This is a genomic window from Pseudodesulfovibrio sp., from assembly GCF_028692895.1.
In the GTDB taxonomy this organism is placed as follows: Bacteria; Desulfobacterota; Desulfovibrionia; order Desulfovibrionales; family Desulfovibrionaceae; genus Pseudodesulfovibrio.
Map to the genome: position 1 here is coordinate 40,833 of NZ_JAQUWN010000003.1, position 12,399 is coordinate 53,231.

Below are 12,399 nucleotides of genomic sequence, written 5' to 3' on the forward strand. Positions count from 1 at the left end.
GGCATGGAAGTACACTCCTACGACAGCATGGAGAAGGGGCCGCTGGTGGCCCTGGTCCTCGCTCTCATCGTGCTCGGGCTCGGCAGCCTGTATCTGACCTGGCGGTCCATCGCCCATCAGCGCGAGATCGTGGAGGACCACATGATAATGACCGGCTCCTCCATCCTGCGCGGGGTGGAGAACAACCTCTCGCGCTTCCGCCGGTCCGTGCGCATGAGCCCCCAGGCCGCGCCCCTGTTCCCCGCCATGGCCGAGGAGCTGTTCGCCGAACTCGCCAAGTCAGAGGACATCCAGTTCATCACCCTGCTCGGGGAGGACGGCCGTCCGCTGGTCACCTCCGAGGAGGACAAGCGCATGCCCGCCCTGGAGCTGCCGGAGACCGTGACCCGCGACATCGAGCCGGGCCGCGCCTGGCACGTCATGGCCCAGTTCGGCAAACGCGCCGTGCTCATCTCCGGCCTGATGGCCGACCCGGCCCTGTCCGCCCTGACCCGTGGGGAGTTCCCCCGGGGCGGCATGGGCCAGGGCATGGGCCAGGGTATGGGGCCGGGCATGGGCCAGGGTATGGGGCCGGGCATGGGCCAGGGTATGGGGCCGGGCATGGGCCAGGGCCAGGGGTTCGGGCAGGGGCAGGGCCAGGGGCCCGGCCTCCAGCCGGAGGAGCCGCCCGCCGAGGTCCGGCCGGTCTACCTGGTGGTGGGCCTCAATGCGGAAAAGCACCTGGCCCAGTTCCGCCAGTACCGGCGGGCGGCCATCTATCAGACCGGCTACGTCTTCCTGGCCGCCGTGGTGCTCTGGTCCCTGGCGTTCGCCTACCTGCGCCGTCGCAGCGAGGGGCGCAAGCTGGTGCGCATGGAGCGGTTCCAGAACAAGCTGCTCGACAACATGCCCGACGGTCTGGTCACCCTGGCCGAGACCGGCGAGATCCTGGCGGCGAACAGGTCGGCCAAGCGATTGCTGGCGCCCCAGGGCGAGTCCGTGCCGCCGGAGATCATCGGCGTCAACTGGGCCAGGTTCGACTTCGGCCTGGAACCGGGCCGCTCGCCCCACGCCTGGGAGCAGTTCGACTACCAGGGCCGCCAGTTGGAAATCCTGGCCCTTCCGCTCCTGGGCAGCGGCGAGGAGCCCTCGCCAGACCTGAGCCGCTACCTGGTGCTCATTCGCGACCGCACCGAGATCCGCTCCCTGGAGGAGGACCTGAACGAGGCCAAGCGGCTGGCGGCCATCGGCTCCCTGGCCGCAGGCGTGGCCCACGAGGTGCGCAACCCGCTCAGCTCCCTGCGCGGCTTCGCCCAGCTCTTCGCCACCAAGCTCAAGGGCCAGGCCCCCCTCGACCGCTACGCCTCGACCATGGTCCAGGAGGCCGACCGGCTCAATCGCGTGGTCACGGACCTGCTTTACCTGGCCCGGCCGCGCCAGCTCGACCCCCAGGACATCGACCTGGCCGAGCTCGGCGACTCCCTGTCGCAGCTCATGCGCTTCGACTTCGAGGACAAGCAGGCCGAGCCCGCGTTCGACTTCGGCGGCCGCACCGTGTACGCCGACCCGGACGCCCTGCGCCAGGTCCTGCTCAATCTCATTTCCAACAGCCTCGACGCCCTGGCCGGGTGCGGGGAATGCCCCGTGCCGGGCCACATCCGGCTCTCGGCCGAGGACGGCCCGGGCGGAACCTGGGTCGTGGTGGCCGACGACGGGCCGGGCATGAGCCCGGAGATCCGCGAGGAGGCCTTCAAGCCCTTCGTCACCGGCAAGAAGACCGGCACCGGGCTCGGCCTGGCCATCGTGCAAAACATCATGCGCGCCCACAGGGGCCGGGTGGTCATCGACTCCGAGCCCGGCGAGGGCACGCGTGTGCGGCTGTTCTTTCCCGACAAAGAGAACGAGGATTCGTAGATGGAAGAACGTACGGTAATCATTGTGGACGACGAGCCGGGGCACCGGCTGATGGTCCGGGCCGTGCTCGAGGACGACGGCTGGACCGTGCTCGACGCCGACTCCGGCGAGCGGGCGCTCACCGTCCTGGCCGAGGCGGCCGAAGCCGACGTCCGGCCGGGCGTGGCCCTGGTGGACATGAAGATGCCCGGCATGGACGGTATGCAACTGCTCAAGGAGCTCCAGATACGGCGGCCCGGCATGCCCGTGGTCCTGCTCACCGCCTTCGGCAGCGTGGGCAGCGCCGTGGACGCCATGAAAAAGGGCGCCTTCGACTACCTGACCAAGCCCGCGGACAACGACGAACTGACCGCCGTCATGGGCAAGGCCTTCGAATATCACAAGCTGGTGCGCGAGAACGCCCGGCTCAAGGCCGAGGTCTCCGGCGACGTCAAGTTCATCGGCGCGAGCCCCGGCGTGGAGCGGGTCCGCCAGCTCATGGCCCAGGCCGGGCCCACCGAGGCCACCGTGCTCATCCTGGGCCAGTCCGGCACGGGCAAGGAGCTGGTGGCCGAGGGGCTGCACCGCGCCTCCAACCGCGCGGACCGGCCGCTCATCAAGGTCAACTGCGCGGCCCTGCCCGACGACCTGCTTGAAAGCGAGCTCTTCGGCTACGAGAAGGGCGCGTTCACCGGCGCGGTCAAGGACAAGCCCGGCCGGTTCCAACTGGCGGACGGCGGCACCCTGTTCCTGGACGAGATCGGCGAGATGCCCGCCGCGCTCCAGGCCAAGCTTTTGCGCGCCCTCCAGGAGAAGACCGTGGAGCCGCTCGGCTCGGTCAAGACCGTCAAGGTGGACGTGCGCATCATCGCGGCCACCAACCGCGACCTCAAGAAGGAGGTGGCGGCCGGCCGGTTCCGCGAGGACCTCTACTACCGGCTGGCCGTGCTGGAAATCCGCATCCCGCCCCTGTGCGAGCGCAAGGAGGACCTGCCGCTCCTGGTCAGCTTCCTGCTCCGCCGCCTGGGCAACAAGAACAACAAGATCATCCGCACCGTTACCCCGGCCTTCCTGGACGCCCTGTCCGGCTACGACTGGCCGGGCAACGTCCGCGAGCTGGAGAACGTGCTGGAGCGCGCCCTGATCCTGTCCCGGTCCGACGCCCTGGGCACGGACCTGCTCCCGCCGCAGATCACCGGCGCGCGCGAGGCCAACCAGAACATGAGCCTGGACATGAACGGCGAGATGCCGGATCTGCTCACGTCGCGTTCCCAGGCGACGCCCGCGTCCCTGGAGGAGGCGGAGCGGCTGGCCATCCTGCGCGCTCTGGAGGAGAACGGCAACCACCGCGAGCGCACGGCCGAGGCCCTGGGCATCAGCCGCCGCACCCTCCAGTACAAGCTGAAGAAGTTCGGGCTTACCAGGCGTTAGCAGGCTGTTGAAAAAAACGAGATGCCTTGTTGCGGCGAAACGTTCACGAATCCGCTGTCCTGCGGATTCGTGAACGTTCCGCGCGCATCGCATCCTGGCATTCTTGAACAGTCCGCTTTCCCTGGAGAGCCTCCGGGATTGACGCCGCCGCGCCCGTGCCCCATGGTGGAGCCGTGGCGAAACTGACCGTGGAAACCTTCCTTACCGGCCCGGAAGAGGCCAACAGCTACCTGCTGCATGTGGGCGGCGACGCCGTGGTCATCGACGCGGACAGCGAGCCCGACCGGCTCGTCCGGCGCATCGGGGAGGCGGGCCTGAACCTGACGGGCGTCTACGTCACCCACTTCCACCTGGACCACTTCGGCGGGGTGCGCGAACTGCACGAGCGGTTTCACGCCCCGGTCTTCGCCAGCGCCGGGGACGCCTTCCTGCGCGACCTTCCCCTGGAGCGGGGCGGGTTCTCGGACTTCGCGGAGCTGGCGGACTTTCCCTTCGAGCCCATCGGGCCGGGGCGGCGCACGGTCCTGGGCCAGACCATGCTGGTCCTGGACACGCCGGGCCACACGCCGGGTTCGCTCTCCTATTTCTTCCCGGCCGCCGGGTGCGTGTTTACGGGCGACCTCCTCTTCATGATCGCCGTGGGCCGCACCGATCTGCCCGGCGGCGACCCGGCCGCACTGCGCGATTCCATCCTCTCGCGCATCTTCATCCTGCCCGACGACACCCGCATCTACTCCGGCCACGGCCCCATGACCACCGTGACCCACGAGAAGCGCAACAACCCGCACTTCCGGAAATAGGGCCGAGGCGGCGGCGCCGCGCCGCCCCCCCCTTTCCCTTCCACCAATTTTCATCTATACTGTAGACTCGGCATTTTCCCCCGAAACGACAGGAAGGATGTATGGTCGACGAAAGGGCCGACGGGCCGATCGCCGAAACAGTCGAGGAACCCGCCGCCGAAGCGGCGGAAGAGGAAGTCGAGGTTTCGCCCGAGACCATGGAGGCAGCCAAGCGGCTGATGGTCCGGCGGTTCAAGTTCATCCGCGACCCGGACGGGGCGCTCCGGCGGCTGGCCCGCCACGGCGCTGGCTTCGTGGCGCGCGACATGACCCTGAGCCCGGAGCGCTACGGCCCGCCGCCCGAGGTCCCGGACGCGGACTTCACGCCCCTGGACCCCCTGGACATCCTGCGCCGGGAGCACCAGTTGCCGGCCCTGCCCCAGGTCTTCCTGGAGCTGCGCGAGGCCATCGGCGCGCGCAACACCTCGGCCTCGGACCTGGCGGCCATCATCAGCCAGGACCCGAGCCTGACCGCCTTCCTCCTGCGCATGGTCAACTCCGCCTTCTACAGCCTGCCCGTCCAGATCGACACCATCTCGCGCGCCGTGACCGTGGTGGGCGTCAACCAGCTCTCCACCCTGGCCGTGGGCACCTCCATCATGTCCCTGTTCAAGGACGTGCCCGCCGAGGTCATCGACGTGGTCCAATTCTGGAAGCACTCGGTCTGTTGCGGGCTCATCGCCCGGCGGCTCTCGCGCATGACCGGCCGGGGCGACCCGGAGCGGGCCTTCGTGGCCGGGCTGCTGCACGACATCGGCCAGCTCATCCTGCTCCAGGCAGCGCCACGGCGGGCCGCCGCCGTCCTGGCCTCGGCCCGGTCGAGCGACGTGCTGCTCTGCGACCGGGAAAAGGAGCTGCTCGGCTTCGATCACGCCACCCTGGGCGGCATGCTCCTGCGCAAATGGAATTTCCCCTTCGTTCTGGTGGCCGCCGTGCTGGAGCACCACCACCCCAAGGAAAAGCAGAAGGAGGCCGAGCCAGCCCTGGTCCACTGCGCCGAGACCATCGCCACCGGTCTGGGCATCGGCTCCAGCGGCGAGTTCTTCGTCCAGCCGCCCGCCCCGGCCATCTGGGAGTCCATGCGCCTCACGCCCGAGCGCATGGACGAGATGATCGAGGACCTGGACGAGGAGCTGGACGAGGCCTTCGAGGTGCTCATCAAGGTCCGGGCCGATTGACAGGACGGGCAAAGCGCTATACTCCTGCCTCGCAAACCGAAACACACGGAGACTGCCTCATGCGCGAGAAAGTGGAATCGGTCCTGGCCAAGGTCAGGCCCATGCTGCAGGGCGACGGCGGCGACGTCGAGCTCGTGGAGGTCACGGACAACGGCGTGGTCAAGGTCCGCCTGACCGGCGCCTGCAAGGGGTGCCCCATGTCCCAGATGACCCTCAAGAACGGCATCGAACGCATCATCCTCAAGGAAATCCCGGAAGTGAAGTCCGTGGAGGCCGTCTAGCCCCACCCGGCCCATCCGGCGTCCCCGCTTTCCGGCGCGGCGGCCGACCACTCGCCCGGCGGGCGGTGGCGGCCTTTGTCCGTGGCCCGGCGGGGCACATACATTTTTAAGGAGTGATTTCATGACCAAGATCGTCTCCCGGTTCGCGCCCAGCCCGACCGGATTCCTGCACATCGGCGGCGCGCGCACCGCGCTCTTTTCCTGGCTGCTGGCCCGCGCGGCGGGCGGCGAGTTCCGCCTGCGCATCGAGGACACCGACCGCGAGCGCTCCACCCAGGAAGCCACGGACGCCATCATCGACTCCATGAAGTGGCTCGGCCTCGATCACGACGGCGAGATCGTCTTCCAGTCCACCCGCGCCGACCGCCACAACGAGGTCATCGACCAGCTCATCGCCTCGGGCCACGCCTACTACTGCCAGTGCAGCAAGGAGGACGTGGACGCCATGCGCGAGCAGGCCATGCAGCAGGGCCGCAAGCCCAAGTACGACGGCACCTGCCGCGAAAAGGGGCTGACCTCCGGCGCGGTCCGGCTCAAGGCCCCCCTGGACGGGGCCACCGGGTACGAGGACATGGTCAAGGGCTTCATCTCCGTGGAGAACGCGGAGCTGGACGACATGATCCTGCGCCGCAGCGACGGGACGCCCACCTACAACCTGGCCGTGGTGGTGGACGACCACGACATGGGCGTGACCCACGTCCTGCGCGGCGACGACCACGTCAACAACACCCCGCGCCAGATCCTGATCTACAAGGCCATGGGCTGGGACGTGCCGCGCTTCGGCCACGTGCCCATGATCCTCGGGCCGGACAAGAAGAAGCTTTCCAAGCGCCACGGCGCGCTCTCGGTCATGGAATACGAGAAGATGGGCTACCTGCCCGAGGCCGTGTGCAACTACCTGGCCCGCCTGGGCTGGTCTCACGGCGACCAGGAGCTGTTCACCATGGATGAGATGGTGCGGCTCTTCTCCACCGACAACCTGGGCAACTCCCCCTCGGTTTTCGACCTGACCAAGTTCGAGTGGGTCAACGGCCAGTACATGCAGCAGGCCGACCCCGAGCGGCTGACCGGCCTGTGCGCCGACTTCCTGGCCCGCGAGGTGGGCGAGGAGGCGGCCGCCAAGGTCGCCCGGTCCGCCATCCGCGCGGCCGTGCCGCTTCTCCAGCCCCGTGCCAAGTCCGTGGTGGACATGGTGGAGCAATTGCGCCCGTTCATCGCGGAGGTGGACGACCTGGCCTACGACGAAGCGGCGGTGCAGAAGTTCCTCACGGCCGAGACCAAGCCGCTCCTGGAGGAGATCGCCGCGCGCATCGAGGCCGAGCCCGCCTTTGACGAAGCCTCCCTGGAGGAGGTGCACCGCAAGTTCATCGAGGAGAAGGGCATCAAGTTCAAGGTGGTGGCCCAGCCCATTCGGGTGGCCATCATGGGCAAGACGCAGTCGCCCGGCCTGTTCGAGACCATGCTCGCCCTGGGGCGGGAGCAGACCCTGGCGCGGCTGCGGCGCGCCGTGTCGCTCTAGGCGGCGCAAGCACGACAAATCGAAGGGCGGCCCCTTGCGGGGCCGCCTTTTTTTTGGCCTCGCGGAGGGGGGAAAGGGGAGGACACAAGAGAAAGGCATAAGAGAAGGGAGAGGCGTAAAAACGGATAGGGAGGCCGCCGCCCCGGCATGTCCACCCTCTACCGCGAGATCGAGAAGTACGGGCTGGAACAGCCGCCCGGTCCGTCGGCCCGTTCTCCTCTAGAAGCCGAGAGCCATGCCGTCCTTGCGGCTGTCGCTGCCGCCGGTGAGGAATCCGGTTTCGGGGTCGATCCGGATGGCCTGGCTCCCGCCCATGGGGCTGTCCACGACCCGCAGCCGGTGGCCCCGCGCCGCCAGGTCCGCGCGGACCGGCTCCGGCACGCCCGGCTCCACCTGCAATTCGCCGCCGTGGGCGAAGGTGCGCGGCCGGTCCATGGCCTCCTGCAGGTCCAGCCCCTGGTCCAGGACGCCGGAGAGCAGGGCCGCCTGCCCGGCCGCCTGGTAGTGCCCGCCCATGACCCCGAAAGGCATGGCCGCGACACCGGCCTTGCACAGCATGCCCGGAATGATGGTGTGCATGGGCCGCCGGTTCGGACCGATGGCGTTGGGGTGCCCCTCCACCAGGCGGAACGAGGCCCCGCGCGAATGGAAGAGCACGCCGGTGGCCGGGTCCAGCCGCGTGGACCCGAAGGGGTCGAAGATCGAGTTGATGAAGGAAATGGCGTTGCCCTGGGCGTCAACCGCGCACAGGTAGACCGTGTCCCGGTGCTCGGGCTCGTCCCACAGGGCCGGGGGCAGGGCGCGGTCCATGCGGATGCGTCCGGCCAGCTTGTCCACCACCGGATCGGAGAGCAGGGTCTCCGCCAGCCCCTCGCACCGGGCCGGGTCGCCGATGAGCGCGTCCCGGTGAAGGTAGGCCAGCTTGGCGGCCTCGGCGTGCAAATGGATGCGGTCGGCCTCGCCCAGGCCGGGGCCGAGGTCGAACCGGGACAGAATTCGCAGGATCAGCAGGGCCGCCAGCCCCTGGCCGTTGGGCGGGCACTCGAAGACGTCGTAACCCCGGTAGTCGGCCGAAATCGGCTCCACCCAGTGGGCCTGGTAGCACCCCTCGTGAAAATCCTCGGCCGTGTGCAGCCCGCCCAGGGAGTGCAGGTGGGCGGCCATCCGGGCCCCGTTTTCGCCCCGGTAGAAGGCCTCGGCTCCCCGCGCGGCGATCTCGCGCAGCCGCTCGGCGATGAGCGGCTGCGCCATGCGCTGGCCCACGCGCGGCGCGCGCCCGTTGGGCAGGAACACCCTGGCCGCGTGCTCGTCGCCGCCGACCCGCCCCGCGTTCGCCGCCCAGTCCTGGGCCACGCGCGGGGTGACGGGGAAGCCGTTTTCGGCATAGCCCACGGCCCGGCGGAAGAGCCGGTCGAGCGGCAGGGTGGCGCAGTCCGCGTGCAGGCGGCGCCAGGCCGAGACCGCGCCGGGAATGGTCACGGCGTGGGGGCTGGTGCCGGGAATGGCGTCGGTCAGCCCGGCCGCGCGCAGGGCCGGGATGTCCGCCCCGGCCGGGGCGCGGCCCGAGCCGTTGAGCGCCCGCACGGCCCCGCCCCTCGGCGCATAGAGCGCGAAGCAGTCTCCGCCGATGCCCGTCATCAGCGGGTCCGCCACCGACTGGACGGCCACGGCGGCCAGGGCCGCGTCCACGGCGTTGCCGCCCTCGGACAGGATTTCGAGCCCGGCGGCCGTGGCAAGGGGGTGGGACGTGGCGATCATGGCCGAGGGCGCAAGGGTGCCCGGGCGTCTGGCGGAAAAGAAATCGAAGGACATGGCGATATCCTGGCGGCCGGTCGCCCGGCCCTGGTCGTGGTTGGTGCGTGAACCGGGCGGCGCGCCGCCCCTGGCCGAGGCTTATCCCAATCGGCCGCCGAGGGCCACCCCGGCGGAGAGAGGCGGGACGGCTACCTGGCGGGATGGTACGGGCCGGTGAAGCTCCGGATGGCTTCGGCGTGGTTGTTGCGGTCATTGTGGCAGCGCCGGCAGGTGTCGAGGGCCGGGCTCCCGTCGCGGCCCGGCGTCGTGATGTCGGACGGCGCTTCGCTTTCGGCGTGGCGCTTGCCCGGCCCGTGGCAGGCCTCGCAGCCCACGCCCGGCTCCGTGAACCGCTTTTCGTAGGGATTGCAGCCCGTCAAATGGCACATCCCGCACTTGCTGCGGTAGTCCGACCGGGCCCAGCCGGGCCGTTCCTTCCACTTCCCCTTGCCGAGCAGGTACTCCGCGCCCAGGACGCGCCAGTCCGCGTCCACGAACGCCACCTTGCGATGCAGGCCCACCACCACGAAGACCTTGTCCTTGTCGGCGGCCACGGGGCTCTTGCCCCATTTGCCCGGCAGCGCGCCCACGTCCTTGCGGTAGCGGACGAACCGCGCCTTCAGGGTCCCGGACCAGTGGTCGTACTGCGCCTGGTGGCACGCCTTGCAGGCGGCCGAACCCGCGTAGGCCTCGGGCGGGTCTGTGGCGATGACGCCCTCGTCGCGGATGGCCTGGGCGCGCGCGGGCGCGGCCTGGAGCAGGCAGCACAGGCAGAGCAGGAAAATCAGGCGAACCGGTTGCATGTGGTCCCTCCGTCATTCGGCGTTGTGGGCAGCGTATCCGAAAAAACGGGCGGCGGAAAGGCGTCCGGCGCGTGGAGCGGGACGGCGGTAGCGCAAAACGGGCGGGCGCCGACGGACCGTTCGCGTCCGTCGGCCCCGCCGCGTCTTGGGGAATCGCGTTGAGTTGCGACAGGGCGGGCTAGACGGGCTCGTCGCGGTGGCAGTCCTTGGAATAGATGTATTCCATGCGGTCCCGGCCGATGCCGTAGCAGGCCTGCTTGCAGAACGGGGCCATCCAGATGAAGTCGCCCGCTTCCACCGGCAGCCATTTTTCGTCCAGCAGGTAGAGGCCCTCGCCTTGGTAGATGTACATGCCGTGCTCCTGGACGTGCGTCTCCACAAAGGGGTGGCAGCCGCCGGGCAGGAAGGCCAGGGTGTGGAAGTTCATGTCGAAGGCCTCGTCCACGGGCAGCAGGTCGCGGACGAAGACGTTGTCCATGCCGTCGTAGGAGCGCTCGTCGATCCGGCGGACCGAGCCGGTGACCACCCAGGGCCGACGCATCTGCGGGTCCGGGTGGGGGATGAAGCGCTGCTTGTAGAGCAGGATGGTGACCGGGGCGTCGCCGCGCGAGGCGAAGCCGATCCCCTTGCCGGGCGGGGAATAGACGTAGCCGCCCGCGCCCAGGGTCTCGGTCCGGCCGTCGGCCGTGACGTCCAGGGTCCCCTCGCCGTCCATGACGAAGAGGAAGGTCTCGACGCCTTCGGCGCGGCCGTAGGGCAGTGTGGTCCGCCCCTCGGCGGAAACCTCGCCCACGAGCTGGACGAAGTTGGCCCCGAGCTTTTTCGAGGCCAGGATGGACAGGGCGCAGCCCCGGATGCCGGGGATGACGTTGACGACCCGGCCCTCGGCGGAGAGGACGGCGTATTTGCCGGGTTCGAACCGGGAGCGGTTGGTCAGAAAACCTTCGGGATAGGGCATGGTGGAGAACTCCTCGCTGAGATTCGGCCCGTTGGCGGGGGATGGCGCGGTTCCGGACGCCCGCCCCGCGAGGGGTATACGCCCTTTGCCGTCGGCCGCGCCAGCGATTTTCGGCCGTCCGGGGCCGGGGCGGCCGGGTTTGCAGCGCCGGGCCGGTGTGCTACACGGGTGGGGCGCACACCGCGCCGCCGGGAGACGACAGCCGATGCGAATCATCACCACCCACACCGCCACCGATTTCGACGCCCTGGCCTCCATGGTCGCCTGCACCCTGCTCTATCCGGGGTCCGTCGGGTTGCTGCCCGCCACGCTCAACCCGGAGGTGAAGCGGTTCATGGGCATCCATGGCGACATCCTGCGGGTCACGCCCCGGCGCGGCTTCGACCTGGAGCAGGCGACCTCCCTGGTCGTGGTGGACGCGGGCAACTGGCGGCGGCTGGAGGACATGGACGCCCTGGCCCGCCGAGACGGGCTGGAAGTGATCTGCTGGGACCACCACATGGAGGGCGCGGACATAAAATGCGGCGAGACCCACCGCGAGGAGGTTGGCGCGGCCGTGACCCTGCTCCTGGAGGTCCTGCGCGAGCGCGACGCCGCCATCTCGCCCATGCACGCCACCCTGTTCCTGCTCGGCATCTATTCGGACACGGGCTGCCTGCGCTACCCCTCGGTCACGGCCAGGGACGCGGCCATGATGGCCTTTCTCCTGGAAAACGGCGCGGACCTGAACGTGGTCACCGCCTACCTGGACGACGCGGTGGACGACGACCACGCCGAGGTCTTCGGCCAGCTCCTGGACGGGGGCGAGGTCCTCACCGCGGAGAACGTCAAGGTCGGGATCGCGGCCCTGAAGGTCAAGTCCGGCCTGACCTGCCTGGCCCGGCTGGTGGAGAAATACCGCCGCCTCAAGGGGCTGGACGCCGCCTTCGGCGTGTTCCAGGCGGACTCGCGGAAGTGCATGGTCATCGGGCGCGGGTCGCCCCGCTTCATCGACGTGGGCGCGATCATGCGCGCCCTGGGCGGGGGCGGGCACCCCGGCGCGGGCTCGGCCATCATCAAGCGGACCGGCCTGGACGAATCCGCCCGTCGCGTCCGCGAGCTGGTCCTGGCGGGCTGCGGGGACGAGAACGTGGTGGGCAAGGTCATGTCGCCCCCGGCCCGGTTCCTGGTGGACGAGGGCGAGACCATGGCCGGGGTCGCCGCGCGGTTCGCGGGCGGCAACCTGCCGGGCCTGCTGGTCCTCGGCGAGGCGGGGCTGCTCGGCGGCCTCTCCCGCGCCGAGTGCGCCAAGGCGGTGGAGGTCGGCCGGGGCGAGGTCCCGGTCAAGGGATTCGTCCGGCCCAACATCCCCCGGCTGGCCCCGGACACCAGTTGCCGCGAGGCCGTGGCCCTCATGGCCGATGCGCGCGAGGGCATCCTGGCGGTGCTGGACGGCGGCCGGCTGGTCGGGGTGGTGACCAAGGCCGACCTGCTCTTCCAGGTCTACGAATTCTAGCCGGTTGCGCGCCGGGCCGATGCCCGCCGTATTTCCCGGACGCCCTCAACGGGCGCTGCGGTTGCGTGCGCCGCTCCCGCCGGAATCAGTCCTCGCCCGACGCGAACCTTTCCCGGCCCGCGGGTTCTTGCGGCCGCCTCAAGGCCGCCCATTTCGGGCATCGTGATGTCCAGGAATATCAGGTCGTGCGCCTCTCCGGCTTCGAGCGTCTGCGGCAGCCTTCCGTCTC

At 69.7% G+C, this 12,399-nt stretch carries 10 protein-coding genes; 7 read left to right on the forward strand and 3 right to left on the reverse strand.

Annotated features, from left to right (window positions below; translation table 11 throughout):
• Nucleotides 1–3 precede the first annotated feature (3 nt).
• From PHP91_RS01345 to gltX, 6 genes are all read left to right on the forward strand, one after another.
• The gene (locus PHP91_RS01345) at nt 4–1,893 is read left to right on the forward strand and encodes an ATP-binding protein (protein ID WP_300135767.1); all 1,890 of its coding nucleotides are present in this window, start codon (nt 4–6) and stop codon (nt 1,891–1,893) included.
• Nucleotides 1,894–3,303, forward strand: a complete 1,410-nt coding sequence (locus tag PHP91_RS01350; protein ID WP_300135769.1) for a sigma-54 dependent transcriptional regulator — start codon at nt 1,894–1,896, stop codon at nt 3,301–3,303. It abuts the gene before it with no gap.
• Between the two features lie 173 nt (nt 3,304–3,476).
• Nucleotides 3,477–4,103 carry an MBL fold metallo-hydrolase gene (locus PHP91_RS01355; RefSeq protein WP_300135771.1) on the forward strand — a complete coding sequence of 209 codons (627 nt, stop codon included), beginning with the start codon at nt 3,477–3,479 and terminating at the stop codon, nt 4,101–4,103.
• A 101-nt stretch (nt 4,104–4,204) separates the two neighbouring features.
• A complete protein-coding gene (locus PHP91_RS01360; protein WP_300135773.1) occupies nt 4,205–5,320 on the forward strand; it encodes an HDOD domain-containing protein in 1,116 nt (371 codons plus the stop codon).
• A 59-nt stretch (nt 5,321–5,379) separates the two neighbouring features.
• On the forward strand, nt 5,380–5,601 hold the full coding sequence (locus PHP91_RS01365; protein ID WP_300135775.1) for a NifU family protein: 222 nt from the start codon (nt 5,380–5,382) through the stop codon (nt 5,599–5,601).
• 121 nt (nt 5,602–5,722) lie between these two features.
• Nucleotides 5,723–7,120 (forward strand): glutamate--tRNA ligase, encoded by a 1,398-nt coding sequence (gene gltX / locus PHP91_RS01370; RefSeq protein WP_300135777.1) that lies wholly within the window; start codon nt 5,723–5,725, stop codon nt 7,118–7,120.
• 219 nt (nt 7,121–7,339) lie between these two features.
• Here the strand turns inward: gltX and PHP91_RS01375 are convergent, their stop codons facing one another.
• From PHP91_RS01375 to allE, 3 genes are all read right to left on the reverse strand, one after another.
• Nucleotides 7,340–8,932, reverse strand: coding sequence for a gamma-glutamyltransferase family protein (locus PHP91_RS01375; RefSeq protein WP_300135778.1), 1,593 nt, complete (start codon nt 8,930–8,932; stop codon nt 7,340–7,342).
• Between the two features lie 131 nt (nt 8,933–9,063).
• Entirely contained in the window at nt 9,064–9,717 is a 654-nt protein-coding gene (locus tag PHP91_RS01380) for a multiheme c-type cytochrome (RefSeq protein WP_300135800.1), read from the reverse strand.
• A gap of 178 nt (nt 9,718–9,895) precedes the next feature.
• Nucleotides 9,896–10,675: a (S)-ureidoglycine aminohydrolase gene (gene allE, locus PHP91_RS01385; RefSeq protein ID WP_300135802.1), complete on the reverse strand. Its 780-nt coding sequence runs from the start codon at nt 10,673–10,675 to the stop codon at nt 9,896–9,898.
• A gap of 205 nt (nt 10,676–10,880) precedes the next feature.
• Between allE and PHP91_RS01390 the strand changes: the two genes are divergently transcribed.
• Nucleotides 10,881–12,170 carry a DHH family phosphoesterase gene (locus PHP91_RS01390; protein WP_300135804.1) on the forward strand — a complete coding sequence of 430 codons (1,290 nt, stop codon included), beginning with the start codon at nt 10,881–10,883 and terminating at the stop codon, nt 12,168–12,170.
• The last annotated feature ends 229 nt before the right edge of the window (nt 12,171–12,399 follow it).

Bases quoted from the DNA above. Each gene is read 5' to 3' on its own strand.
- PHP91_RS01345 (WP_300135767.1), top strand. From the start codon at position 4: ATGGAAGTACACTCCTACGACAGCATGGAGAAGGGGCCGCTGGTGGCC.
- PHP91_RS01350 (WP_300135769.1), top strand. From the start codon at position 1,894: ATGGAAGAACGTACGGTAATCATTGTGGACGACGAGCCGGGGCACCGG.
- PHP91_RS01360 (WP_300135773.1), top strand. From the start codon at position 4,205: ATGGTCGACGAAAGGGCCGACGGGCCGATCGCCGAAACAGTCGAGGAA.
- PHP91_RS01365 (WP_300135775.1), top strand. From the start codon at position 5,380: ATGCGCGAGAAAGTGGAATCGGTCCTGGCCAAGGTCAGGCCCATGCTG.
- gltX (WP_300135777.1), top strand. From the start codon at position 5,723: ATGACCAAGATCGTCTCCCGGTTCGCGCCCAGCCCGACCGGATTCCTG.
- PHP91_RS01375 (WP_300135778.1), bottom strand. From the start codon at position 8,932: ATGTCCTTCGATTTCTTTTCCGCCAGACGCCCGGGCACCCTTGCGCCC.
- PHP91_RS01380 (WP_300135800.1), bottom strand. From the start codon at position 9,717: ATGCAACCGGTTCGCCTGATTTTCCTGCTCTGCCTGTGCTGCCTGCTC.
- allE (WP_300135802.1), bottom strand. From the start codon at position 10,675: ATGCCCTATCCCGAAGGTTTTCTGACCAACCGCTCCCGGTTCGAACCC.
- PHP91_RS01390 (WP_300135804.1), top strand. From the start codon at position 10,881: ATGCGAATCATCACCACCCACACCGCCACCGATTTCGACGCCCTGGCC.